The organism is Xanthomonas sp. CPBF 426 (assembly GCF_903989465.1).
In the GTDB taxonomy this organism is placed as follows: domain Bacteria; phylum Pseudomonadota; class Gammaproteobacteria; order Xanthomonadales; family Xanthomonadaceae; genus Xanthomonas; species Xanthomonas euroxanthea.
The window spans coordinates 3,152,426-3,177,074 of record NZ_LR861805.1; the positions used below are offsets into that span (position 1 = coordinate 3,152,426).

General features: G+C 66.4%; 19 protein-coding genes. 4 read left to right on the forward strand and 15 right to left on the reverse strand.

Features of this window, described 5'->3' with window-relative positions; all coding sequences use genetic code 11:
• Positions 1-830: 830 nt before the first annotated feature.
• A complete protein-coding gene (locus H7A87_RS13465) occupies positions 831-1,535 on the reverse strand; it encodes an HAD family hydrolase (protein ID WP_180496696.1) in 705 nt (234 codons plus the stop codon).
• Between the two features lie 241 nt (positions 1,536-1,776).
• Here H7A87_RS13465 and H7A87_RS13470 point away from each other — a divergent pair, with 241 nt between their 5' ends.
• Together H7A87_RS13470 and H7A87_RS13475 are read left to right on the forward strand one after the other, a co-directional pair.
• The gene (locus tag H7A87_RS13470) at positions 1,777-2,541 is read left to right on the forward strand and encodes an ankyrin repeat domain-containing protein (RefSeq protein ID WP_164739169.1); all 765 of its coding nucleotides are present in this window, start codon (positions 1,777-1,779) and stop codon (positions 2,539-2,541) included.
• Positions 2,542-2,577: 36 nt separating this feature from the next.
• Positions 2,578-3,750, forward strand: coding sequence for an XVIPCD domain-containing protein (locus tag H7A87_RS13475; RefSeq protein ID WP_119127861.1), 1,173 nt, complete (start codon positions 2,578-2,580; stop codon positions 3,748-3,750).
• 173 nt (positions 3,751-3,923) lie between these two features.
• On the opposite strand, the gene H7A87_RS13480 is transcribed toward H7A87_RS13475, so the two are convergent.
• From H7A87_RS13480 to H7A87_RS13515, 8 genes are all read right to left on the reverse strand, one after another.
• Positions 3,924-5,174 (reverse strand): DUF819 family protein, encoded by a 1,251-nt coding sequence (locus H7A87_RS13480; protein WP_104648107.1) that lies wholly within the window; start codon positions 5,172-5,174, stop codon positions 3,924-3,926.
• Between the two features lie 218 nt (positions 5,175-5,392).
• A complete protein-coding gene (locus H7A87_RS13485) occupies positions 5,393-5,608 on the reverse strand; it encodes a hypothetical protein (protein WP_104583112.1) in 216 nt (71 codons plus the stop codon).
• A gap of 513 nt (positions 5,609-6,121) precedes the next feature.
• On the reverse strand, positions 6,122-6,730 hold the full coding sequence (locus H7A87_RS13490) for a nucleotidyltransferase family protein (RefSeq protein WP_119127859.1): 609 nt from the start codon (positions 6,728-6,730) through the stop codon (positions 6,122-6,124).
• Between the two features lie 593 nt (positions 6,731-7,323).
• Positions 7,324-8,337: an XdhC family protein gene (locus H7A87_RS13495; RefSeq protein ID WP_180496698.1), complete on the reverse strand. Its 1,014-nt coding sequence runs from the start codon at positions 8,335-8,337 to the stop codon at positions 7,324-7,326.
• Entirely contained in the window at positions 8,334-10,541 is a 2,208-nt protein-coding gene (gene paoC / locus H7A87_RS13500; RefSeq protein WP_119127856.1) for an aldehyde oxidoreductase molybdenum-binding subunit PaoC, read from the reverse strand. The genes H7A87_RS13495 and paoC overlap by 4 nt, the downstream gene beginning before the upstream one ends.
• A gap of 1 nt (position 10,542) precedes the next feature.
• A complete protein-coding gene (locus H7A87_RS13505; RefSeq protein WP_104583108.1) occupies positions 10,543-11,493 on the reverse strand; it encodes a xanthine dehydrogenase family protein subunit M in 951 nt (316 codons plus the stop codon).
• Positions 11,490-12,140 carry an aldehyde dehydrogenase iron-sulfur subunit PaoA gene (gene paoA / locus H7A87_RS13510; protein ID WP_180496700.1) on the reverse strand — a complete coding sequence of 217 codons (651 nt, stop codon included), beginning with the start codon at positions 12,138-12,140 and terminating at the stop codon, positions 11,490-11,492. The genes H7A87_RS13505 and paoA overlap by 4 nt, the downstream gene beginning before the upstream one ends.
• Before the next feature lie 609 nt (positions 12,141-12,749).
• Positions 12,750-13,757 (reverse strand): NAD(P)-dependent alcohol dehydrogenase, encoded by a 1,008-nt coding sequence (locus H7A87_RS13515; protein WP_119127852.1) that lies wholly within the window; start codon positions 13,755-13,757, stop codon positions 12,750-12,752.
• Between the two features lie 295 nt (positions 13,758-14,052).
• On the opposite strand from H7A87_RS13515, the gene H7A87_RS13520 reads away from it, so the two are divergent.
• Entirely contained in the window at positions 14,053-15,537 is a 1,485-nt protein-coding gene (locus H7A87_RS13520) for a sensor domain-containing diguanylate cyclase (protein ID WP_104583105.1), read from the forward strand.
• 293 nt (positions 15,538-15,830) lie between these two features.
• On the opposite strand, the gene H7A87_RS13525 is transcribed toward H7A87_RS13520, so the two are convergent.
• Positions 15,831-16,355, reverse strand: a complete 525-nt coding sequence (locus tag H7A87_RS13525; RefSeq protein WP_119127850.1) for a single-stranded DNA-binding protein — start codon at positions 16,353-16,355, stop codon at positions 15,831-15,833.
• 275 nt (positions 16,356-16,630) lie between these two features.
• On the opposite strand from H7A87_RS13525, the gene H7A87_RS13530 reads away from it, so the two are divergent.
• A complete protein-coding gene (locus tag H7A87_RS13530) occupies positions 16,631-17,629 on the forward strand; it encodes a polyprenyl synthetase family protein (RefSeq protein WP_104648115.1) in 999 nt (332 codons plus the stop codon).
• Positions 17,630-17,828: 199 nt separating this feature from the next.
• Here H7A87_RS13530 and H7A87_RS13535 read toward each other — a convergent pair whose 3' ends face one another.
• The 5 genes from H7A87_RS13535 to H7A87_RS13555 all read right to left on the reverse strand — a co-directional run bounded on the left by H7A87_RS13535 (position 17,829) and on the right by H7A87_RS13555 (position 24,579).
• The gene (locus tag H7A87_RS13535; protein ID WP_164739146.1) at positions 17,829-18,629 is read right to left on the reverse strand and encodes a dienelactone hydrolase family protein; all 801 of its coding nucleotides are present in this window, start codon (positions 18,627-18,629) and stop codon (positions 17,829-17,831) included.
• A gap of 156 nt (positions 18,630-18,785) precedes the next feature.
• Positions 18,786-20,195 carry a UDP-N-acetylmuramoyl-L-alanine--D-glutamate ligase gene (gene murD, locus H7A87_RS13540; RefSeq protein WP_119127848.1) on the reverse strand — a complete coding sequence of 470 codons (1,410 nt, stop codon included), beginning with the start codon at positions 20,193-20,195 and terminating at the stop codon, positions 18,786-18,788.
• Positions 20,176-21,531 carry a UDP-N-acetyl-alpha-D-muramoyl-L-alanyl-L-glutamate epimerase gene (gene murL / locus H7A87_RS13545; protein ID WP_119127846.1) on the reverse strand — a complete coding sequence of 452 codons (1,356 nt, stop codon included), beginning with the start codon at positions 21,529-21,531 and terminating at the stop codon, positions 20,176-20,178. The genes murD and murL overlap by 20 nt, the downstream gene beginning before the upstream one ends.
• On the reverse strand, positions 21,528-21,986 hold the full coding sequence (locus H7A87_RS13550; protein ID WP_119127845.1) for a hypothetical protein: 459 nt from the start codon (positions 21,984-21,986) through the stop codon (positions 21,528-21,530). The genes murL and H7A87_RS13550 overlap by 4 nt, the downstream gene beginning before the upstream one ends.
• Positions 21,970-24,579: a bifunctional aspartate kinase/diaminopimelate decarboxylase gene (locus H7A87_RS13555; RefSeq protein ID WP_119127843.1), complete on the reverse strand. Its 2,610-nt coding sequence runs from the start codon at positions 24,577-24,579 to the stop codon at positions 21,970-21,972. The genes H7A87_RS13550 and H7A87_RS13555 overlap by 17 nt, the downstream gene beginning before the upstream one ends.
• Between the last annotated feature and the right edge of the window lie 70 nt (positions 24,580-24,649).

The following is a 24,649-nucleotide window of genomic DNA, read 5'->3' on the forward strand; positions in this document are numbered from 1 at the left end:
GCTTGGGTTGGCCGCAGGGAGTCCTCTCGCACTCATCAGCGCGGACACACCGCAAGCACGGGCGGCCGATGGATGGCCTTGCCGATGGATCAGTTGTAGGGCGAGTGATCTGCGGCCTGGCTGCAGGGCGCTTGCCCGCCCGCCGCTGCGGGACACGCCGCAAGGCGGGGGCGGCCGATGGACGGCCTTGCCGATGGATCAGTTGTAGGGCGGGTGATCTGCGGCCTGGCTGCAGGGCCCTTGCCCGCCAACCATCGCGGGACACGCCGCAAGTACGTCCTTGTAGGCTCTGGTGCGGCATCCATGCCGCTCAAGGTCCCGCTACGGTGGGCGGGCAAGGGCCAGTCAAGAGGGTCGGCGTGCATGGTTGCGAGCTAGGGCATGACCTACATTGCTTGGATCATGTTGCGCCTGAAAATACTCATTGCAGTTCGAGCGACAGGCAAGCTTTGAACAAGCACCCTACGACTTTTTCTCAGCGCCCCACCGCAGGTCTGGCAACAAGTAGGTTTCACCTGACCACCGACCAACGTCTGGTGCGGTGTCCTCGCCGGTTGCGGGACCGTGTGGCGGCATGGATGCCGCCACCGAACCTACATGGACGTACTTGCGGCGTGTCCCGCGAGCGGTGAGGACACCGCGCCCTCGACTCACCGAGCTGTTGACCTGGACTTTGACCTGAGCGTTTGACTGCACTCAAACCACGCTACGGCTCGACAGCTCTGTTATCGCAAGTCGATTGCACGATCTGGCCGACTGCGGTTGAAGAACGAGCTGGCTGCCACTTCGCCGCCATCGACACCGCATTCAACAGGTCTTGTCAGCAGCGCTCAGCCAGCGCGTTGTTGCGTGAGCCGCTCGAACAACGCCGGTAAATCGCGCATATCGTCGAACACCGCCAGCACGCCAAGCCGACGCAAGGTGTCGGCATGCCCCTGCGGGATATGGCTGGCCCCGGTAAAACCCAGCACCTGCATGCCGGCCGCCAATGCGGCAGTCGCACCGGTGGGGCTGTCTTCGATCACCAGGCAGCGCTCCGGCGCAACGCCCAGGGTGCGTGCAGCCAGTAGATAGACATCAGGCGCCGGCTTGGGACGCTCCACCATATCGGCAGCGAAGACATGCCCCGCCGCACGTGCGGTGAGCCCCACCCGTTCGACCGAGGCGATCACATTGTGGCGGCGGCTGTTGGAGGCCACCGCCAGCGGCAACGGTATCTGTTCCAATGCGTCGCGCACGCCGGCGATCGGCTGCACCTCGGCCTTGATCAAGGCTTCGCTACGCGCCTGGATCTGGGCCAGCAAGGTCTCCGGCAGCTGCACGGCAAAGTGTTCCTGTACGCGCAGCAATACCTCACGCGTGGTCTGCCCGAACGTTGTCCCGAGCAAATGCTCCAACGCCTCGGCCGGCACGAAGGCCGCCAGCGCCTCGCGCATCACCCGGTCGGCCAGTATCTCGCTGTCGACAAGCACGCCATCGCAGTCGCTGATCAGTAATTCGTAGACCATTGCACCCATCTGTTCGCAAAGCACCATTATGCCGGCCGCGTTGTGACCGTTGGCTGTTGTAGATTGCATCCGCGTGTGAAGCCCATCGTGGTGCATCGGCCCCATGCAGACACCACCACGGCGAGCGGCCTCAACGGCCGACACCCAGGCGCCGGCGCATGTCACGAAATCTTACCGCGCGTCGTTTGGGCAGCTGGTAGGATCGGCCCGGCTGCGGAAGGACACACCGCAGTGCCACCAGGAATGCGATCAGGAGAAGGAGATTTCGATGCAACCGCGATTCCCCACCCTGCTCGTTCTTGCGACCTCGTTTTTCGCGGTCTCATGCACCGCCTCGCCCGGTGCCAAGGAGCAAACCACCATGTCAGCTACGCTGCACGACCACACCGTCGCCTTCCGCGACCCCGGCCTGAGCGATATCGCCAACGCCATTGCGCACGGTGACGTCGCCCGAATCGGCGCACTCGCACCGACAGTCGACCTCGCCGCACACGGCGATCAGAACGTCACCCTGCTCGAGTGGGCGATCTGGAATGAACAACCCCGCGCCCTGGCCGCATTGCTCGATGCAGGCGCAGACCCGTCGTTGCCGGGCATGGACCAGGAAACGGTCGTGCACATGGCCGCCATGGCGCAGGACGCGGAGTACCTGAAGATCCTGCTGCAGCACAAGGCGCCGATCGACGTGGTCAGCGCACGCGCAGGCTGGACACCGTTGTTCCGCGCCGTGCAGAGCAAGCGCGATGCGCAGATCGCGTTGTTGATCGACGCCGGCGCCGATCTGCAGCGCGTCGACAACACCGGCAACAGTGTGCTGCACCTGGCCGCCCAAAGCGGCGCGGCGAGTCCGGCAGTGCTGCAATTGCTCAAGGCCGGCGTGGATCCGACGCTGCGCAACGCGCAACAGAAAACCTTCCAGGCGTATTTCTTCACCACCCCGGATCGCCTGCTCAATGCCGCCGGCCAGCAGGTCAGGGCGGACGTGCGCGCATGGTTGAGCGCCCACAACATTCCCGTGGAAAGCAGCCGCTAAGCGGGCTTTTCGCACGACGAACGCAAGGAGCCGCGCATGAGCCCGTCAGATTCCACTCACTCGTCCACCCCATTCGCAGAGTCGATGCGTGGACAGCAACCGCAGCCGGAAGACCGCCAGTTTCCGGCGGTGCTGCAAGACCTCTACGCCACTGCCTCGCAGCGACGCGAAGGCAGCGCTGAAACCTTCGCGCCCCTGCCCAACGGCTGGACGCGCATGGACGACAGCACGCTGCAGCGTGCCGGTATCGACCCCGGCCTGCTGCACGACGCCAAGAGCGGTTTCGATGCCGCGTTCTACCGCAACGACCAGGGCCAGGTGGTGCTCGGCTTCTGCGGCACCGACGAAGGCAAGGACTGGAAGCACAACCTCGGCCAGGGCCTGGGCTTCGACGACGCGCAGTACGCGTCCGCGATCCAGCTCGGCAGCCAGGCCAGGCAGGCGTTCGGCGACCAGGTGGTGATCTCCGGACACTCGCTCGGTGGCGGTCTGGCGGCGGCATCGGCGATGGTCAACGACATCCCCGCCGTGACCTACAACGCCGCCGGCGTCAACGACCGCACGCTGGAACGTCAGGGCCTGGATGCCTCGGCGGCCAAGGACTACGCCAGCAGCGAGTTGATCCGCGGCTACCACGTCCGCAACGAGATCCTCACCCACCTGCAGGAAGACAGCATCCCGCTGAAATGGGCGATGCCCAATGCGGCCGGCCATCAGATCGAGCTGCCGGAACCGGACCCGTTGTCGTTCGGGCAACGCCTGGTGCCGGGCATGATGCTGAAGCACCGCCTGGACCTGCACGGCATGGACTCGGTGATGAAGGCGCAGGACATGCAATCGCCCGGGCAGGCGCAAGGTACCGGCAGCCAGTTGTTCAACGATGCGGTGGTGCGGCTGGACGGCCAGCGCGAGCGCCTGGGCCTGCGCGACGACACCGCGTTTCTCAATACCGCCGCCAGCGTGGCCGCGCGTGCCAGCAGCGACGGTCTGCAGCGGATCGACCACCTGGTGCCCAACCGCGATGGCGACAGCCTGATTGCGGTGCAGGGCCGGATGGACGACCCGGCGCATCTGCGCAGCCATGTGCAGACCGCCTCGGCAGCCAACGAGCCGGCGCACGGCAATGTCGATCAGCTGCAGCAGCACAACCAGCAGCAGTCGCAGCAGAGCACGCAGCAGGAAGCGCAGCGCCGCGGTCTTCAGCAGTAATCGTGGTCGGGCACCGGCGCGGCCGGTGCCCGACTCGATGTGGCCGCCCCCCCTTGGCGAACGGTTGTCGCATGGAGGCAGCGGGTGCATCCGACACTGCGGCAGAGGCGTGGCAACGCCCGCGCGCGCCCGGCAACACGGTCCGACGGCGCGCCAGGCAGCGGCAGGCCCGGTCAGCCCGCGCCTGCCATCGCCCGCAGGGTGATACCGACCAGATAGGCCAGATACGTGCCGGTGGCGTAGCCCATCGTGCCCAGCAGCACGCCGACCGGCGCCAGGGCCGGGTGGAACGCGGCGGCCACCACCGGCGCCGAGGCCGGTCCACCGATATTGGATTGCGAGCCGATCGCGAAATAAAAGAACGGCACCCGCAACAGGCGGCCCAGGCCCCATAGCAACCCGATATGCACCGCGATCCAGATCAGCCCGAGCAGGAACAGCCATGGCCGGTCCAGCAACGCCAGCAGATCCATCTGCATGCCGATACAGGCGATCAGGAAGTACAGCAGCAGCGAGCCGATCCTGGACGCGCCAGCGCCTTCCAGCGTCCGTGCGCGGGTGAAGCTCAGCAGCAAGCCGATGCTGGTCGCCAGCACCACCACCCAGACGAACGGCGTGTCCAGGCTGAACTGGCTGGACCAGCGCAGGTTGGCCTTGCACCAGGCGGCCAGCGGCGTGGCCAGCGCATGCGCCAGCCCGACCCCGCCGAACGCCACCGCCACGATCACCATCAGATCGGCCAGGCTGGGAATGCGCGCGTGTTCGGCCTGAAACTGCGCCATGCGCGCCTGCAGGGCGTCCAGCGCGCGGGTATCGGCTCCGCTGCGCGCATCGATGCTGCGTGCGCGCCCGGCCAGGAAGATCAGCGCCGCCATCCACACATAACCGACGCCCACATCCACCACCGCAAACTGCCCGAACGTGGTGGCGTCCACGTTGAAGACCTCGCGCATCGCCAGCATGTTGGCCCCGCCGCCGATCCAGCTGCCCGCCAGCGCGGCCATGCCGGCCCAGGTATCGCCGGCCACCGTGGCCGGATGCAGCCAGCCCATCACCCAGAACGCCACCACCGCCCCGAGCATGATGCTCAGCGATGCGCCCAGGTACATGGCGACCAGCTTGGGCCCCAGCCCCAGGATGGCGCGCAGGTCGACGCTCAAGGTGAGCAGGACCAGCGCGGCCGGCAGCAGCACGTCGCGCGCGATCGGGTTGTACAGGCGGGTATTGGCACCGTCGATCAGGCCAACGGTGTTGTAGATGCCTGGCAACAGGTAACACAGCAGCAGCGCCGGGACGACGGCGTAGAAGCGGCGCCACGGCCCCTGCTCGCGCGAGGAGGTCCAGAACACCGCGCCCAAGGTGGCGGCGATCAGGCCGAAGACGACGATATCGTTTTGGATCAAGGCAGAACCGGCAACGTTCACTGGGGCGACACTCTCGACTGGGAGCCGCCAACGTGCGGATCCCAGCAAGAATGGCCGATCGCGTGCATCCAGTCGACTGGCCATCCTCGCAACCACGGGGTGCCTACAAAGTGGCCGGATTTACGCAACCGCAGGTTGCCGGGTGCGCGCGATCGCCCCCGCCTGCCCGGGCGGACGGTCAGCGCCGCCTTTCCCCTGCTTGCAGGGTGCCGGCCCGGTCAGCCGTAGCGACGCACCACGCGATCGCCTTCGGCGGTATGCAACACCACGCCGCTGGGCTGACCGGTGGTCAGGCAGTGCAGCTTGGCCATCAATTCGGCATTTTCCAGTGCGCCCTGCTCGCGCAGATAACGCAGCGGCGACCATTGCGGCCGGGTGACCCACCAACCGCCCTGTTCGGGATGAATACGGACAACATAGCGGGACTCGTCCATCAGGGCCTCCGGCCGGTAGATGCAGCGATCGAACGATTGAGGTGGGCAGCGCGGGGAGGCGCAGCGCACCGGCGCTGGGGGGGCCATGGTCCTGCCGGGGATGCCGGCGCGCCCTTACTCAAGGGGCCGCGGGAGAGTGGCCAGGGGCCCCGCGTCCGGCATAGCAAGAATGCTTCTTCGCTTATGCCAATACCGTCGGGCGGACACTGGCATGAAGGTAGGAAAATTCCTACGTGACACCGATCAGGGCGGGCGTTAGATTCGCGCTCGAGCGGCGAACCGACGTCGCAAGTGGCCGTCAACGGGCGCAGACGGCGCGAGGGAATTGGTCGCTCGTAAAAATGCCTCGGGGGAGGAGTCGCATGCATCTGCTCAGGAAGTTCGAGTTTCCGGTCAAGACCGCGATGGTGGTGGGCTATGTCCTGGTGATCAGGGAAGCGATCGTGCTGTGGTCCTGATGCAGCTCTGCCGCCAGGCTGCCGGATAGCGCGCAGCTGCACCCGTCACGGTGTCTCAATCCGCATCCACCCAGCCACGTTGTTGCGCTGCGAGCAGATCGGCGGGCGTGTCCACGTCCAGCGCAAGCGCCGGGGCGCTGACGCAGCCCAAGGTCTGCACGTCCAGGCCGGCGAACAAGCCACGCAGGCCGCTGTCGCCCTGCAGCGGCACGTCGGCCCAGGCCGCGTGCGTGACCACTGCGGGAATGCCGCGCACACCGGCATACCCGCTGGTGGCGCACCCGGAGGCGGCACGGTCGGCCTCTTCGAGCAAGGCGCGCAGATGCGGCGCATCCAGCGCAGGCTGATCGCACCCCAGGATCAGGCTGCGCCGCAGCGAGGTATCGTCCTGCACATGCTGGCGCAGCGCCGCCAGGCTGGAGCCCATGCCGGCGGCCCAGTCGGCGTGGCGCAACACCTCCACCTGCAGTCCCTGCAGGACATCGCTCAGCGCGTCGGCATCGGCGCCCAGCACCACCACGCAGCGGCGTGGCGCCGTCTGCAAGGCGATGCGTGCAAAACGCCGCAACAACGGTTCACCGTCGCGCAGCAACAATTGTTTGGAACGCCCCAGCCGGCGTCCTGCACCTGCGGCGAGCAGCAGCGCGACGTGATCGCTGCTCATGCGTCAACTGCCATCGCACGAGGCGAACGATGGCGCGATGCCGGCGGCATTGGAGACCAGTCAAAACCGGCATCGCGCAAAGTCGCGGATAAAGGGCCGGCAATGACGGGCGGCGGCAATCGAGCTGCGTCGCAAGCGACGTCGTCATCGTGATCATGTAGTTCGGTCATGGCGACGTGGCGTGGTTTTGGAGATGCGCCAGCGTAGAGATTCAACTGTGCGCGCGGAGTGACTAAATGCAGCGCAGTCTCCGGCTCGCGCTGGATGGCGCCGCCTGCACCCGACCAATGGCGTGGCGGGTATCGCATTGCGATGTCAGCTCAACGATTGGGGAGACAAGGCCACGGCAGCGCTACGATAAACATCGCAGCGCGTAACAGTCAGCGCGGGATGAGGCAGTTAATCGCGGCCGCGAAAGGCATGCAGTAGAGACATACCCAAAGGCCTACCAACCATCCGCTTTCCACGACGCCGCACCGCAGCAAAAAAACCTCGGCGACAAGCAACACACCAACGCGATGGCCCACCGCAGATCGAAGTCAATGCAGATACGCGATTGCGCCTTGCTGCCCACTCGCCTGACCACAACAGCCTCAGCCGGCCAGTGTGGCGGCCTGCCCATCGGCCACCGCCTGGGTGGCTTCGGCAATGATGCCCAATGCAATCGTGTGCGGTGAGGAGTGCCCCATGCGCCAGCCCGCCGGCAGCCGCAATCTGGCCAGGGCGGCATCGTCATACCCGAGCGCACGTAGTGCCTGCAGGCGTGCCTCACGCTTCTGGCGACTGCCCAGGATGCCGATGCAGGCGACCCCGGAGGCAAGTCCACGACAGGCGACCTGCAGATCGCTGTCGCCGTCGTGCGCAAGGCTGTACAGCGCGGTGTCCGCATCCAGATGCAGATCCTGCAAGGCCTCGCCCAAGGCACGGCGATCGTAATGGTCAGCAGCCAGTCCGGGCGGCGGTTCGCCGGGACCATGCGGCCGCAACACGCGTACCTCGATGCCCATCTGGCTGGCAAGTGACACCAGCACCAGCAGCGCAGGATCGGCACCGACCAGCACCAGCCGCAGCGGGGGGCGATGCGTGCGCAGGAATTCGTCGGGACGCAGATCCTGCGTGCTCACCGGGTAACGGACCGCACCGGTGGTCCGATCCAGCGCAACATGAAACGGGCGACGATGCTGGCGCGCGTTGCGCCAGCGTGCCAGATGCTCGCCAAGATCCTGTACCGGCCAGACCAGCACGCCGATACGGCCACCGCAGCTGAGCTGGATATCCAACACTTGGCTGCCTTCGCCGTAGTCCAGCCAGCGCGGGGTGCCGTCACGCAAGGCGGCGATGGCTTCGTGCGCCACTGCCGCCTCCACGCACCCGCCCGAGACGTAGCCGGCCACCCGCCCATCGGCACTGATGGCCATCTCGCTGCCCAACGGTCGCGGCGAGGAGCCTTGCACGTCGATCAGCGTGGCGATGGCCACGCGCTGGCCCGCCCGATGCCAGGCGCTGAGCGTCGGCAGCAGGTCATCGTGCAACGCGTAGCTTGGCCATGCCGGCCACGCCGGCTCGGCAGGCGCCGCATGCGTGACCGGGGCCACCATCGCACTCACGCGCGCAACAGCTCGGGCAGATGCGGAAGCAGCTTGTCCAGCGTCACCGGGTACTCACGGACGCGCACACCGGTAGCGTTGTAGACCGCATTGGCGATTGCCGCGGCCACGCCGCAGATGCCCAGCTCGCCGACACCCTTGGCCTTCATCGGCGACGACATCGGGTCGCTCTCCTCGAGAAAGATCACTTCCTGGTGCGGGATGTCTGCATGCACCGGCACTTCGTAACCGGCCAGATCGTGATTGACGAAAAAGCCCAGCCGCTTGTCGACCGCCAACTCTTCCATCAGGGCCGCGCCCGCGCCCATCGTCATGCCGCCGATGACCTGGCTACGTGCAGACTTGGGATTGAGGATGCGTCCAGCCGCGCACACCGCGAGCATGCGGCGGATGCGCACCTCGGCAGTGGCGATATCCACGCCGACTTCGACGAAGTGCGCGCCAAAGGTCGACAGCTGATGCGTCTTGGAGAGGTCCCCGAACTCGATCTTGTCCTCCACCACCAACGCGCCATTGGCCGCCGCATCACCCAGCGCAATGCGCTTGCCGCCAGCACGCACATGGCTGTCGGCAAATTCGGCCTTGGCCGGGTCCAGCCCCAGCTGCTTGGCGACGGCCTCGCGCAGCTTCACCGCCGCAGCGTAGACACCGGCAGTGGAGCTGTTCGCACCCCACTGCCCACCGGAGCCAGCCGAGGCAGGAAAACTGGAATCGCCCAGCCGCACATCCACCCAGTCAAGCGGCACGCCCATCATTTCTGCGGCGGTCTGCGCAATGATGGTGTAGGAGCCGGTGCCGATATCGGTCATGTCGGTTTCCACCACCACGCGACCGCCCTGCTCCAGGCGCATGCGCGCGCCGGAGGTCATCACCGGCGCATTGCGGAACGCTGCCGCCACGCCCATGCCGACCAACCAGCGCCCATCGCGGTTGCTGGCCGGCTTGGCCTTGCGCTTGGACCAGTCGAAACGCTTTGCGCCATCTTCCAGGCACTTGACCAACTGACGCTGCGAGAACGGGCGCTGCGGGTTTTCCGGATCCACCTGGGTATCGTTGACGATCCGGAACTTGACCGGATCCATGTCCAGCTTCTCGGCCATTTCGTCCATGGCCACTTCCAGCGCCATCAATCCTGGCGCTTCGCCAGGCGCACGCATCGCATTGCCTTCGGGCAGATCGAGCACGGCCAGGCGTGTGGCAACCAGGCGGTTGGCACCGGCATACAGCAACTGCGTCTGCGCGGCCGCAATCTCGGGCCCGCCCTCGGGCAGGTCGCCGGACCAGCTCTCATGCGCAATCGCGGAGATCTTGCCATCGCGCTGTGCGCCGATACGGATGCGCTGCACGGTGGCCGGGCGATGCGTGGTGTTGTTGAAGATCAGCGGCCGCGGCAACATCACCTTGACCGGGCGTCCGACCTGGCGTGCGGCCAGCGAGGCCAGCACCGCATCGGCACGCAGGAAGAGCTTGCCGCCGAAACCGCCACCGATATACGGCGACATCAGACGCACGTTTTCGCGCGGGATACCGAGCGTCCTGGCCAGATCGCCCGTGCTCCAGTCGATCATCTGATTGGAGGTCCACACGCTGAGCTTGTCGCCCTCCCACATGGCGATCGATGCGTGCGGCTCCATCATCGCGTGCGAATGGTCCGGCGTGGTGTATTCGGCATCCAGTTGCACCGGGGCTGCCGCGAAGGCGCTATCGAAATTGCCGACTGCGCTGTTCGGCGCCCCGCCCTCCTTGGTGACCTTGGCGCCATCGCGTGCCTTCTCCAGATCGTAGGCACCGACATGGCGGCCGTAGTCGACCTTGATCAGCTGGCCTGCGGCGCGTGCCTGCTCGAAGGTCTCGGCCACCACCACCGCAATGGCCTGGTGGTAATGCTGGATCTCCGGGCCGCCCAGCAACTTGGCGGTGTTGTATTTGCCTTTCTGCAGCTTGCCTGCATTCTGCGCGGTGACGATGCCGAGCACGCCTGGCGCATTGCGCGCAGCGCTCAGATCGATGCTGCGGATGCTGCCCTTGGAGATGCCGGCACCGACGACATGGCCGTAGGCGGCACGTCCAGGCAGGTCGTGATGCTCGTAGGCATACGGCGCCTGCCCGGTGGTCTTGAGCGGACCGTCGATACGATCGACCGGCTTGCCGACGACCTTGAGCTGGTCGATGGGGTTGGTACTGGCGGGAGTGTCGAATTTCATATCAGGCCCTCGTGTCGGCCAGGATCGCGGTCAAGGTGCGCTCAACCAGCGGCAGCTTGAAGGCGTTGTGTTCGGTGGGTTGTGCGCCGTCGAGCAGCACGGAGGCAATCGCACGCGCGCCCTGGCGCGACTGCGCTTCGGCCGCCTCGCTGCGCCACGGCTTGTGGGCGACACCGCCAACGCCGACACGGACGCTGCCATCGCGTTGCACGACCGCCGCAACCGACACCAGGGCAAATGCATACGAGGCGCGGTCGCGCACCTTGCGGTAGACATGCGTGCCGCCGAGCGGCTTGGGCAGACTTACCGCGGTGATCAGTTCGCCGCGTTCCAGGACGGTTTCCAGGTGCGGCGTCTTGCCGGGCGCACGATAGAACTCGGACAGCGGCACCGCACGCGTCTGTCCATCCGGGCGCACGGTCTCGACAACCGCATCGAGGACGCGCATCGCAATGGCCATATCGCTGGGATGGGTGGCGATGCATTCTTCGCTCACGCCGATCACCGCCAACTGCCGGTTGAAGCCGCCGATGGCCGCGCACCCGCTGCCCGGCAGGCGCTTGTTGCACGGCTGATTGGTGTCGTAGAAATACGGGCAACGCGTACGTTGCAACAGGTTGCCCGCCGTGGTGGCGCGGTTGCGCAACTGCCCCGAGGCACCTGCCAGCAACGCGCGCGACAGCACGGCGTAATCGCGACGCACGCGGGCGTCTGCTGCCAGCTCGGTATTGCGCACCAGCGCACCGATGCGCAGGCCGCCGTCCGGCGTTTCCTCGATGGTGTCCAGGCTCAGCCCGTTGACGTCGATCAGGTGCGAAGGCGTTTCGATCTGCAGCTTCATCAGATCGAGCAGGTTGGTGCCGCCTGCGATGAATTTGGCACCCGGCTGACGCGCCGCCTTGGCCGCTGCATCGGCGGGCGAGGTCGCGCGCTCGTAGCTAAACGCCTTCATGCGCGCTCTCCGGCAACGTCGTTGATCGCATCGACGATGTTGGAATACGCGCCGCAGCGGCAGATGTTGCCACTCATCCGCTCCTGCAATTCCGGCGTGGTGAGCCGAGTCTTGCCGGTGAGATCTTCGGTGACGTGGCTGGGAATGCCGCGCTTGACCTCGTCCAGCACCGCCACTGCCGAACAGATCTGCCCGGGCGTGCAATAGCCGCACTGGTATCCATCGTGCTTGACGAAGGCCGCCTGCATCGGATGCAGCTTGTCCGGCGTGCCAAGGCCTTCGATGGTGGTGATCTTGCCGCCCTGGTGCATCACCGCCAGCGACAGGCAGGAATTCATCCGCTGCCCATCGACGATCACGGTGCAGGCACCGCACTGGCCGTGGTCGCAGCCTTTCTTGGTGCCGGTCAGCTGCAGGTGTTCGCGCAGGGCATCCAGCAAGGTGGTGCGATTGTCCAGGGTCAGCGTCACCGGCTTGCCGTTGACTTCGAACGCAACCTGGCTCGATGCATTGGCAGGCTCGACTGCCTGCCGCTGCGACATCGCAGTGGCGGCAGTTGCAGCCATCGATTGGGTTGCGGCAACGCTGGCTGCCGACGCCGTGCCAGCGATCAGTACCTCGCGACGGGTCATCTTGATATCTCTCATGGCTGGCATCTCCAACAATGCTGGCTTATACAGTTCTTAAATAATGTGCAGCGCGGCCGGTCACAAGCGCGTGAGCATGCAGCGCGTGTGTGCGGGTGTGAATCGGCGGTATGCCTTGATTCTAGAGCCGCTGCAGGCGGGCATTGGCGGCATGGACGGCATGTGCCTATGAAACACGCTCATCATTGTTGGCATGCGGTGCGCGCCGGCCTGCGCATCGATCAAGGCGCACCGACAGCGCGTGTGTGTGTGGACAGCGCGTCGCAGCGCTTGCGGTGATGCAAGATGTTTTCTCGACATGCTGGAAGGGATGCCCGCATCGCTGCCAGCTGCGTGGGCGACGACGATCAGAGCCTCTACGCGACGCGCGCTCCGTCATTTTCCGCTTCATCATGAGCGTCTGGCGCAGCCGGGCGCACTGTGTAGAGAACATCCAGGGAGAGAACATCCGGATGCGAACGATCAACTGCAGCGGCAACCCGCGCGTCGCGTGCAGTTGCCAGGCGCGCATGGACAGCGTGCAGGCCCTGGCGTCTGGGCGTGGTACATGCCGACTCGGCGCAGCGGCCGCGCCCGCCCGGTGGCAAGCGCGGCAGTCTGCAACTGCTCCTAGAACTCCAGCACGATCTTTCCCAGGTGGCCGCCTGCCTGCTGCAACGCGAACGCGTCGGCGATCTCGTCCAGCGCGAAGGCGCGATCGATCACCGGCCGCAGCGGCAAGGCGTCCAGCGCACGCACCAGTTGCTGCTGATGCGTGCGGCTGCCGACCACCAGCCCTTGCAGGCGCTGCTGCCGGACCATCATTTCTGCGGTCGGCACCGGACCGGCGGCACCGGTCAACACGCCGATCAAGGCGATATGCCCGCCCACCCGTCCAGCACGGATCGATTGCGCCAACGTGCCCGGCCCACCGACCTCGACCACGTGATCCACGCCGCGTCCGTTGGTGATCTCCCGCACCTGCGCCGACCACTCGGCATGCTGCCGATAGTTGATCACGTGGTCTGCACCCAGCGCGCGCGCCTTGGCCAGTTTTTCGTCGGACGACGATGTCGCAATGACGGTGGCCCCCATCGCCTTGGCAAACTGCAATGCAAAGATCGACACACCGCCGGTACCGAGCACCAGCACGCTATCGCCGGCCTTGAGTCCGCCATTGACCACCAGGGCGCGCCATGCCGTGACGCCGGCCGTGGTCAAGGTGGCTGCTTCGGCATGGCTGTAGCCGGCCGGCGCATGCGTGAACGCGTGCGCCGCGGCCACGACTGCAGAACGCGCATACCCGTCCACGCCATCGCCAGGCGTGGTGGCAAAACCGGCACGTAGCGGCTCGCCATCCAGCCAGTCGGGAAAGAAGGTGGATACCACATGGTCGCCGACGGCGAACTCATCCACCTCCGGCCCGACGGCCTCGACCACACCGGCGCCGTCGGACATGGGGATGCGGCCATCAGCGGTCGGTGCCTGCCCCGACACCACGCCAAGGTCGTGGAAATTCAGCGAGCTTGCGTGCAGCCGCACTCTGATCTGACCGCGTGCCGGCTGCCCGGGGTCTGGCAGCGCAACGGCATGTAATGCGTTCAAACTTGCAGGATGAGCTAAACGAATGGCGCGCATACGGCACTCCCTGTTGTGATCGGCGTTCGGGATAACACGCCGGGCGTTAGCCGCATGCAGTCGAGCTGGCTTTTGGCGCTGCTGTCGGCTGCCGTGTTTCGTCGCATCGTCGAGCACGGTGACAACAGCAGGCTGGACAGCGGCGCGGTTGCACGCCAGCTGAGCGTTCCCGCAGCGCATGAGGCATCAATCACAGATCTGCATTCCACGACGCGGTGCAAGCGATTCCACGCGGCGCCAACGGCTAGGCTGGCATGGCAATTGCAACTTCCTGCTGTCCAGACAGGTACCTTCCGTGACATCGACCAGCAAGCGACGGCGGCAACGTGCACAACGCATCGCGTTGCACTTTGTGCTGAGCATTTCGTGCCTGCTGCTGCTTGGTTCGGAGTACTGGTCCATCCATGACGAGCGCACCAGCGCGCTGCATGCCGCCGAAGCGCAGTCGTTGAATCTCGCCAATTCGCTGGCGCAGCATGCCAGCGACACCATGACCATTGCCGATGCCGTGCTGTCCGGGTTGGTGTCGCGGGTGGAGCACGACCAGGGCTCGGCCAGTGCGCGACTGGTCATGCATGACTTTCTGGTACATGAGGCGCGTCGCTCGGACCGGTTGCACGGCATCTTCATCTATGCGGCCGATGGCACCTGGATGAGTTCGTCACTGAGCAGCACGCCCAGGACACACAACAACGCCGATCGTGCCTATTTCAAATATCACCGCGACCATCGCGACGCCCTGTCGCTGGTCGGGCCACCGGTCCAGAGCCGCTCCGATGGTAGCTGGGTGCTCACGTTGAGCCGGCGCCTCAACACGCCCGGCGGCGAATTTGCAGGCGTTGTCCTGGTCACGCTGCAACTGAAGTATTTCCAGAACTACTACAGCAGCTTCGAGGTCGGCCCGAACGGCACCATCGGCATGACCAACGACGATGGCATCGTGCTGGTGCGCCGGCCCGACAAACCGGGCGTGATCGGCACCTCGATCGCCGGCACCTCGATCTACGTCACCATGCGCGCCCGCAGGCACGGCACTGCGACCTATCGTTCGCCGATCGACGGCGTGGAGCGTATTTCCAGTTTCGCGCCGGCGCAGGCGTATCCACTGACCGTCTTGACCGGCGTCTCGGTCGATGACGCATTGGCCAATTGGCGCCAATCCGCGCGCCAGCGGATCATGATCGCCACCTTGGGATGCGTGCTGCTGCTGGGGGTGGGCATATGGCTGGATCTGCAATTGCGCCGCATGCACCGCAACGAGGAAAAACTCAGCTCCGAAGCCTGGATAGATGCGCTCACCGGCATTGCCAACCGGCGTGCATTCGATCACCGGCTCTCGCGCGCCTTGCAGCAGGCGGTGCATCGACAAGCGCCATTGTCGGTACTGATGATCGATGTCGATCATTTCAAGCTCTACAACGACACCTACGGCCATGTGAATGGCGACGCCTGCCTGCGCCTGATCGCGGGCGCAATCGCCGGCTGCTCACGGCGCAGCGAAGACATTGCCGCGCGTTACGGCGGCGAAGAGTTCGGCATGATCCTGCCGCAGACAGATGCTGCCGGCGCGTTGCGACTGGCCGATGCAATCCGCAGCGCCGTCGCCGCGCTCGGCCTGATGCACATGTCCAGCCCGACCAGCGCGCACGTCACCGTCAGCGTCGGCGCAGCGACGTTCGAACCGGGCGAAGTGCCACTCAGCCCGGATGCCTTCGTGCATGACGCCGATTCGGCGCTGTATCGCGCCAAGCAGAATGGGCGGAACCGGACGTCGGCCTAGCGCAGCGGACAACACCACTGCGCGCTACGCCGGATGGGCGCGTCTCGGAATCGGCAGGTGCCAGGCGCACATACCCCTGCTGCGCGGCGCTTGCACCCGCCTGGCGATTGCTTGCGAGAGGGTGTCAGCCATGCCTGGTCGAGATTGGTCAGCGGTGCCGTCGTACCGGCCAGGTCAGCCTGCGCGTGCAGCCCCTTTGGAACCGCCGGCGTGCAGCGATGCCGCCAATGGCCAGCACGCAGAAGGCCCGCACAAGGCGGGCCTTCCGGAATGACAAACAGGCTGGCTACCGATCAGAACGGGATATCGTCGTCGGCAAAATCGTCCATCGGCGGTGCCGACTGCTGCTGGGCGGGCTGCTGACGACGCGGGGCATAGTCCTGACCGCCGCCCTGACCACCGCCGCCTTGCTGCTGGCGCGGCGCCTGGCTGCGCTGCGGGCGATCGCCGCCCATGCCAGCACCACCACCACCACCGCCTTCGCCACGGCCGCCGAGCATCTGCATCTCGTTGGCGACGATGTCGGTGCTGTACTTCTCCACGCCGTCCTGGCCGGTGTACTTGTCGTAGCGCAGCTCGCCTTCGACGTACACCTGCGAACCCTTGCGCAGGTACTCGCCGGCGATCTCGCCCAGCTTGCCGAAGAACACCACGCGGTGCCACTCGGTGCGCTCCTGGTTGTTGCCCTCGCGGTCCTTGCGCATGCTGGTGGTGGCCAGACTCACGCGCGTGATCGCCATGCCGGCCTGGGTGTACTTGGTGTCGGGATCGTTGCCGAGGTTGCCGACGAGGATGACTTTGTTGATGCCGCGGGCCATAGATGCTTCCGAGATGGTGCGCCGGCGCCGATGCGGCGCGGCGGTGAATGTCTTGGTGCCAATGTTACCGCACCTGCCCTGCCCCGGTGCCTGTAGGTCCCCGCAGCGCCGGGCCGGGGAATGCCGCGCCGGCAGGTCGGAATCCGGGCACTCCCGAACCTGCCCGGCGCTGACGCCGCAAGGGTTTGCGGCTGCCGTGAAGACCTCCGGACACGGCCGACGGGACGGATCTGGCCCAGACACCTATAATCGGCGCACATCACGAACGCCTGCGCATGACCATCGCCGAAGACCTCCCCACCGTCCTGGGCCTGCCCCAGATCCAGTCCCTCGCCGCGCCCGACATGGCCGCGGTCGACGCGCTGATCCGCCGCCGCCTGGCCTCGGACGTCGTGCTGATCAACCAGATCGCCGATCACATCATCTCCGCCGGCGGCAAACGCCTGCGTCCGATGCTGGTGATGCTGGCCGGTCACGCCGCTGGCGGCTCCGGCCCGGAGCACCACCAGCTGGCGGCGATCATCGAGTTCATCCACACCTCCACCTTGTTGCATGACGACGTGGTGGACGAGTCGGACCTGCGCCGCGGGCGCAGCACCGCCAATGCGCTGTGGGGCAATGCACCCAGCGTGCTGGTCGGCGACTTCCTGTATTCGCGCAGCTTCCAGTTGATGGTGGAGCTGGATCGCATGGAAGTCATGCAGATCCTGGCCGACACCACCAACCGCATTGCCGAGGGCGAGGTACTGCAGCTGCTGCACGTGCACAACCCCGACACCGACGAAGCCGCCTACCTGCGCGTGATCGAGCGCAAGACCGCGGTGCTGTTCGCCGCCGGCACCCGCCTGGGTGCGCTGGCCTCGGGCGCGGACGCGCAGGTGCAGCAGCGCCTGTACGACTACGGCATGCAGTTGGGCTTTGCCTTCCAGATTGCCGATGACGTACTCGACTACGCTGCCGACGCAGCCGACCTGGGCAAGAACCTCGGCGACGACCTGGCCGAAGGCAAGGCGACCCTGCCGCTGATCCACGCCATGGCGCACTCGGATGCGGGCACCCGGGAGCGGCTGCGCCAGATCGTCGAACAAGGCGATGCAGCCGCGATGCCGGAAGTATTGGCCGCCATCCACGCCACCGGCGGACTGGACTACAGCCGCCAGCGCGCCGCCGAATACGCAGCCGCCGCCGAACAGGCGCTGGACACCCTGCCCGCCAGCCCGGCGGTCGCCGCATTGCGCGGCCTGGCTCGCTACGCGGTCGAACGTACGCACTGATCCGGGGCTGGACGCCCCGGACGGAAGTGGGCATTTGGGATTGGGGATTCGCAAAAGCGGCTTGCTTGTGCTTTTACGACTCCCGGCATGCGATGGCGCAACGACGCTCAGCCCAAAGCCCTGAGCACTGGCTCACAGGAAGATTCGAAGAACGGGACCACGCTGTTGCGAATCCCGAATCCCGAATCACCACTCGCTGCTATCGACCAAACCGCTCATCGAAGAAGTCGCCCAGCATGCGGTATGCGCGCGTCGCCGCACGCGGGTTGTACAGGCAGCCTGGCGGGCTGTTGGCATCGGCTTCGGCAAAGCAATGCACGGCCCCACTGAAGTTGACGAACTGCCAGTCCGCGCCGGCAGCAGTCATCTCGGTTTCGAACGCGGCGATGTCCGCCTTGGTCACGCTCTTGTCGTCGGCGCCGTTGAGCACCAGCAGCGGTGTCCTGGCCGAACCGGCGGCCGCCGGGCTGGGTGTGGCGATACCGCCGTGCAGGCTGACCACACCGGCCAGCTGGGCGCCCGCGCGCACCAGTTCCAGCACCGTGGTGCCGCCGAAGCAGAAGCCCACCGCACCGATCCGCGATGCATCCAGCGGTGCCTTGCCGGCCTGCGCCTTGAGCACGTCCACTGCTTTCAGCGCGCGGGCGCGCAGCGTCTGCGGGTCCTTCTTCAGCGCACCGGCAAACTGCCCGGCCTCGCTGTCGTTGGCCGGACGCCTGCCCTTGCCGTAGACGTCGGCAACCAGCACCACGTAGTCGTCGCCGGCCAGTTGCCTGGCCTTGGTGACTGCCGAATCGTTGACCCCGCGCCAGTTCGGCACCATCACCAGGCCTGGGCGCCTGGCGGCACCGGCATCGTCGTAGACCAGCACGCCGCTGAAGGTGTCCTTGCCGATCGTCCATTCCAGCGGCTTGGCCTGCATCGCAGCGGCGGCGGGCAACGCCAGCGACGCCAGGACACCGAACACCCCAACGCCACGCCATCTCCATTGCTTGTGCATGTGCCTGCTCCCGGGAAGGTCCGGCGAGTGTAGGCGCTGTTGCCGTGCAGGCCGGGTCATCGCCCGCGACGGCAGAGCGGTTGCGTCGGCGGCCTGCAGCCGCGATCGAAAACTCGAGGCGAATGACCGCCATCGACCGGCGCGGTCATTGCAGCGCTACTGCACGCCCAGGCCCGGAATCGCGCTGATCATCGCCGGGTCGAACCCGGTCAGCTGCGCAAAATGGCGGCCGCGCGCGACGTAGTCGCTGTACGCGCCGAAGCTGGGCGCCCCCGGCGACAGCAGCACCACACCGCCCTGCTCGCCCAGCGCCTCGCTTGCCAGCCGCACGGCATGTTCCAGGTCGGCGGCCGCATGCAGGCCGAAGCGGCCGCTCTCGGCCAGCGGGGCCAGCAACGCATGGATCCGCGGCCCGTTCGCCCCCATGGTGACGATTTCCAGCGGCGCTTTCTGCGCCATCTGCGCGGCAAACTCCTGCCAGTCCAGCCCACGATCGTGCCCACCCACCAGCAAGGCCACACGACGCTGCGCAAAGCAGGCCAGCGCCGCAAGTGACGCATGCGGCGTGGTGCTGATCGAGTCGTTGACGTAGCTGATGCCGTCCACGCTGCCGAGCAGCTGCAGGCGGTTTGGCAACGGGCGGAAGCTCGCTGCGGCCGGTGCCAGCGCCGCAGCGTCCAGCCCCAGGGCTTCCACCGCTGCCAGCACCGCGCATAGGTTGCGCCGATTGTGTTCGCCGGGCAGCGGCACGTTGGTGGTGTCGAACACCGGCTGCTCGCCGCGATACACCACATCGCCGCGCAGGTGCCAGCCATCGGGATGGTTGAACCAACGCACCTGGCTGTCGGGCAACTGCAACTGGGTCAGATGCGGATCGGCGGCATTGAGCAAGGCAATGCGCGGGCGGCCTTCGGTGACCAGCGCCAGCTTGTCGCGCACATAGCGCGCCTCGTCGCCATGCCAGTCCAGATGCTCGGGAAACAGGTTCAGCACCAGCGCCAATTCCGGACGCGCGCCGCTGCGCCCCACCTCGCCGGTCTGGTAGCTGGACAACTCGATCGCCCAATATGTCGGCGGCGGTTGCGGTGCCAGCACTTCCAGCAAGGGCTGGCCGATGTTGCCGACCAGCGCAGTGCGATGGCCGGCCGCACGCAGCAGATGCGCCAGCAGCGCGGTGGTGGTGCTCTTGCCTTTGGTGCCGGTGACGCAGATGGCGCCCGGCACCACGCCATCTGGCTGCGCATGCTCGGCAAACCACAACGCGGTGCCGCCGATGAACTGCGTGCCGTGCACGGTTGCCGCGGTATGCGCCTCGGGGCGATACGGGCTGATGCCGGGCGATTTCACCACCACCTCGAACCGGCCCAGCGCCTGCGCGCTGGCCTCGGTTTCCACATGCAACGCAGCATCGGCCAGCGTCTCGAGCTCGCGCGCTTCGTCGGCGTTGCAGAACACCGTCAGCGTTTGCGTCGGCAACGCGGCGCGCAAGGCGCGATACGCGGCGCGTCCTTCGCGCCCCCAACCCCATAACGCAACCGCCTTGCCCTCAAGCTGCGAAATTCGCACGCACGCGCTCCCACAGCGCCGACGGAATCCGGTGCTCGCCGTCGATGGCCAGCAACGGCTCCAGCTGCAATTCCTGCTGGTCCAGCTGCGGCTGGATCTCGCGGATGAAACGCAGCACCAGCGCGTCTTCCTTCCATTCGGCACGGCCGGCCAGCGCCGCCATTGCCGCGCGCGATTCGCGGCCTTCGCCCACGCATTCGAACGGCTTGTGGTCCTGGAATTCCAGCAGCGCATCGTAGCCGCCGGCCTGGCTTGCATCGTCGAGCAGATTGCGCCCGAAGATGTTGACCAGGCGCGTCTTGGGCATGAACGGTGCCAACGCCAGGAACACGAAATGGCACTTCGGGCAGACCCCGCACCAGCGATGCACCGGGCGCTCGCCCATGATGTGGAAGTTGCGGTTGCAGCTGGAAAAATGCGCGTCGTAGTGGTCGGTCTTGGCGAACTGGCGCGCCACCGCCAGCTCCGACAACGGCCGCAGCAACGAGTAATAGCGCAGGTCGGCCGCCACATGCCGCTGCACGTAGTCGCCGAATGCCTGCTCGAACGCCCAGCCCTTGGACCACTGGTGATTGACCTCGCCGGTGCCGGGAATCTGGCTGCCGTAACTGGCCGAACGCTCGTTGGAAAACACCACCTGGTCCACGCCATTGAGCAAGGCGGACAGCACCAGGATGGCCGAGTTCACCGCGGTGACCGGGATATGCCCGTTCCACGCGCCCTGGCGATTGAGCTCGAACAATTCCGGCGCCAGCACGCGGCCGATATTGAGCACCGGCAGACCGGTGCGCTCGGCGCAGGCACGGATCAGCTGCGAGCCGCCGATCCAGCTCACCGTCTGGTCGATGCCGGCATGCCGCAGGGCTTCGATGCTGACCAGCGAATCCTTGCCGCCGCCGATCGCCACCAACGCATGCTCACGCAGGCCCAGCGCTGGCGCGTCGGCAGTTGCCGGTGCGGCCACCGGGAAGCGGATCCTGCCGTGCAGGTTCAAGCCATTGCGGTAGGCGAACTCGCCCAGGCCGTGCAGGTAGACGCTTTCCACCAGCGCGGCGGTGTCCGCGTCGATGGCGTAATCGTCGATCTGGATGGTCGGCGGTACCGCCGCCTTGAAATAGCTGACGCCGGCGATGAGGTGCAGCAGGCGCAGCGCCTGTTGCACCGCAGCGGCATGCGCGCCGTCCAGCGCAAAGGGTGCACCCGGCACCGCGACGGTCTCGACCAGTTCCGGCCCTTGGTCGAAGGCATACACCAGCGTCGCCACGCCGGTCTGTGCGTCGAGTGCGCAACGCACGAAACGGAAGGTGGAGATCTGGTGTTTGTCGAAAGCGCTCATGGACTACCTGCAGGAACACGTACGCGACGCAGATAACGCCGGCACAGGACATATTCAATCATGGAAAACGGCACCACGGCCCACAGCAGCGGCAGGCAACCGAACAGCACCGCCAGCACCAGCACATCCAGGCGTGCGGCTGTCGCATCGCCGGACACCGCGAAGGCGACTGCGAGATACAGCGCCACCACCGGCACATAACTCAGCGCGCTCAACAGCACCGTGCGCACCGCCATCCCGCCACTGCGGCGCGCCGGAGCCCGCGCATCGCGTCGATGTTGCCAACGCCCGGCCAGCCATGCGCCGATACCGGCGGCGACCAACGCGGGCAGCGCCCATTTGAAGGTGTCGCTCCACGGCATGCCCAGGCTCAGTTGCTGGAGCGCGGTGGCGAACACGATCGCACCGCCACCGGCCAGCGTACTGAGCGCAACGAACTCAGCCTGCGGGCGCATCGATCACCTCTTCGCGCGGCAATTCGCGCTGGTTGTAAGTGCTGGCCATCGAGTAGCCGTAGGCACCGGCATCAGCCACCAGCATCACATCGCCCGGTGCGGTGGCGGCAGGCAGACGACGGCGCTTGCCGAACACGTCGGAGGATTCGCAGATCGGCCCGACGATATCGAAGCTGCCATCGGCCGGCGCATCGAGCTGGCTGAGGTTCTCGATGTCGTGCCAGGCGTCGTACAAGGCCGGGCGGATCAGCGTGTTCATGCCCGCATCCAGGCCCACGCGCTGCACGCCATCCTTTTCGATCACCTGGGTCACCTGCGCCAGCAGCACGCCGGCTTCGGCCACCAGGTAGCGGCCCGGCTCGATCGCCAGGCGATAGCCCGGATGCACCGCCTTGACCTCGGCCAGGCCCTTGGCCCACACCTCCAGGTCGAACGGCTCGTCCTCGGCGCTGTAGGGAATCGGCAGGCCGCCACCGATGTCGATGGTCTCCACCGTGCCGATGCGGCGCGCAAAGCCGGCCAGTTCGTCGTACATCATCCGCCAGTGTTCGCCGGTCTCCACGCCACTGCCCAGGTGCGCATGCACGCCGGTGATGGTGACCTCGAGCGTGCGCGCCACCTCCACGAACTCATCCACGCGCGTGGACGACAAGCCGAACTTGGACGCCTTGCCGCCGGTGTTGACCTTCTCGTGGTGCCCGTCGCCGTGACCCAGGTCGATGCGCAGCCACACGTTGCGGCCGCGGAACACCTCCGGCCAGCGCCGCAATGCTTCGACGTTGTCCACGGTGACGGTCACGCCCAGCGCAAATCCCGCTTCGTATTCGGCCTTGGGCGCGAAGCTCGGCGTGAACAGCACGCGCCGCGGCGACAGCTCGGGCAAGGTGTCGAACACGCGGCGCAGCTCGCCGTGCGAGACGCATTCCAGGCCGAACCCGGCCTGTTCCAGCGCCATCAGGATCGCCGGATGCGCATTGGCCTTGATTGCGTAATAACGCTGATCCACCGCCGCGATCTGCGCCAGCGCCTGCGCCCGCGCCCGCACCGTGGGCAGGTGATAGACGTAACGCGGCGTGCCGGCCTTGGACAGTGTCAGCAGGTGCGCGCGCTCGGCATGCCACCACGGCGTGGGCCGCGGGCGCACCGAGCCGATGATCTCGCGCCAGCGCGGCCCGAACACCTCGCCTTCGCTCACCGGCATCGCGCCGCTGTCGATCAGTTCCGCATGCAGGATCGGCAGCAGGCCATCGGCATCGGCTTCGTCGATGACGAAGGTCAGATTCAGGTCGTTGGACGACTGCGAGATCATGTGCACGCGCTCCTGCCCGAACGTGGCCCACACGTCGGAGAGCTTGTGCAGCAGCGAGCGCATGCCGCGCCCGACCAGGGTGATCGCCGCACACGGCACGATGATCTTGACCTTGCAGATCTGCGACAGATCGGCCGACAACGCTGCCAGCACATCGGTGTTGACCAGGTTCTCGGACGGGTCCAGCGACACGGTGACATTGGTCTCGGCCGAACCGATCAGGTCCACCGACAGGCCGTGCTTCTTGAACAGCGTAAACACATCGGCCAGGAAGCCCACCTGCTGCCACATGCCGATGCCTTCCATCGACACCAGCACGATGCCGTTGCGCCGGCTGATCGCCTTGACGCCCGGCACCGGCTCGGCATTGCCGTCGATGCTGGTGCCCGGCAGATCGGGGCGCTCGGTATCCAGGATCGCCATCGGCACGCCGGAATCGCGGCATGGCTTGATCGAGCGCGGGTGCAGCACCTTGGCGCCGGTGGTGGCGATTTCCTGCGCTTCGTAATAGTCCAGGCGGGTCAGCAGCCGCGCGTCCGGCACTTCCTTGGGATTGGCGCTGAACATGCCGGGCACGTCGGTCCAGATTTCCACGCGGCTGGCGCCGAGCAGCGCACCGAAATACGCCGCCGAGGTATCCGAACCGCCACGCCCCAGGATCGCGGTGCCGCCATCGGCGTGCCGCGAAATGAAGCCCTGGGTGATCAACAGGCGGGTGGGCTGCGCATCGAAACGCGCGCGCCAGTGGGCGTCGGACTGCCATTGGCAGGACACCGACAGGCGCTTGGACCATTCGCTCTGATTGGGCTGCGGCGGCAGCGCCGACAGCCACTGGCGCGCATCCAGCCAGCCCATGTCCAGGCCACTGGCATGCAGGTACGCCGCACCGATGGTGGAAGACAGCAACTCGCCCTGCCCCAGCACCTCGGCCTGCCAGTCCAGCGTGCGCGCGGCCGCGCGCGCGTCGCCGACCAAGGCATGCAAGGCGGCCAGGCGCTCGCCCAGCACCGCATCGGCATCCAGCTCCAGCTCGGCCAGGAACTGGCGGTGACGCTGCTCCAGCGCGGCCACGCGCTGCGCGCTGTCGGCGGCGCCATCGGCGATCGCGGTGAGTTCGTTGGTCACGCCCGACAATGCAGACACCACCACCAGCACACGGCCACCGGTTTCCTCGGCCCGTTTGCCCGCCAGTTTTCCAATCGTGTCCCAGCGATGACGACGCGACACCGAGGTGCCGCCGAACTTGAGGACGATCCAACGATCGGTAGAGTGGGGAGCTGACATGGAGATAGGCGTTTAGGATGAGGGGGAAAACGCCCGGTACGCCGGGCGGAACCTCCGATTCTACTGCCAA

Bases quoted from the DNA above. Each gene is read 5' to 3' on its own strand.
- paoA (WP_180496700.1), bottom strand. From the start codon at position 12,140: ATGAGAGATATCAAGATGACCCGTCGCGAGGTACTGATCGCTGGCACG.
- H7A87_RS13515 (WP_119127852.1), bottom strand. From the start codon at position 13,757: ATGCGCGCCATTCGTTTAGCTCATCCTGCAAGTTTGAACGCATTACAT.
- H7A87_RS13475 (WP_119127861.1), top strand. From the start codon at position 2,578: ATGAGCCCGTCAGATTCCACTCACTCGTCCACCCCATTCGCAGAGTCG.
- H7A87_RS13530 (WP_104648115.1), top strand. From the start codon at position 16,631: ATGACCATCGCCGAAGACCTCCCCACCGTCCTGGGCCTGCCCCAGATC.
- H7A87_RS13505 (WP_104583108.1), bottom strand. From the start codon at position 11,493: ATGAAGGCGTTTAGCTACGAGCGCGCGACCTCGCCCGCCGATGCAGCG.
- paoC (WP_119127856.1), bottom strand. From the start codon at position 10,541: ATGAAATTCGACACTCCCGCCAGTACCAACCCCATCGACCAGCTCAAG.
- H7A87_RS13470 (WP_164739169.1), top strand. From the start codon at position 1,777: ATGCAACCGCGATTCCCCACCCTGCTCGTTCTTGCGACCTCGTTTTTC.
- H7A87_RS13465 (WP_180496696.1), bottom strand. From the start codon at position 1,535: ATGGTGCTTTGCGAACAGATGGGTGCAATGGTCTACGAATTACTGATC.
- H7A87_RS13535 (WP_164739146.1), bottom strand. From the start codon at position 18,629: ATGCACAAGCAATGGAGATGGCGTGGCGTTGGGGTGTTCGGTGTCCTG.
- H7A87_RS13490 (WP_119127859.1), bottom strand. From the start codon at position 6,730: ATGAGCAGCGATCACGTCGCGCTGCTGCTCGCCGCAGGTGCAGGACGC.
- H7A87_RS13525 (WP_119127850.1), bottom strand. From the start codon at position 16,355: ATGGCCCGCGGCATCAACAAAGTCATCCTCGTCGGCAACCTCGGCAAC.
- H7A87_RS13555 (WP_119127843.1), bottom strand. From the start codon at position 24,579: ATGTCAGCTCCCCACTCTACCGATCGTTGGATCGTCCTCAAGTTCGGC.
- murL (WP_119127846.1), bottom strand. From the start codon at position 21,531: ATGAGCGCTTTCGACAAACACCAGATCTCCACCTTCCGTTTCGTGCGT.
- H7A87_RS13550 (WP_119127845.1), bottom strand. From the start codon at position 21,986: ATGCGCCCGCAGGCTGAGTTCGTTGCGCTCAGTACGCTGGCCGGTGGC.
- H7A87_RS13485 (WP_104583112.1), bottom strand. From the start codon at position 5,608: ATGGACGAGTCCCGCTATGTTGTCCGTATTCATCCCGAACAGGGCGGT.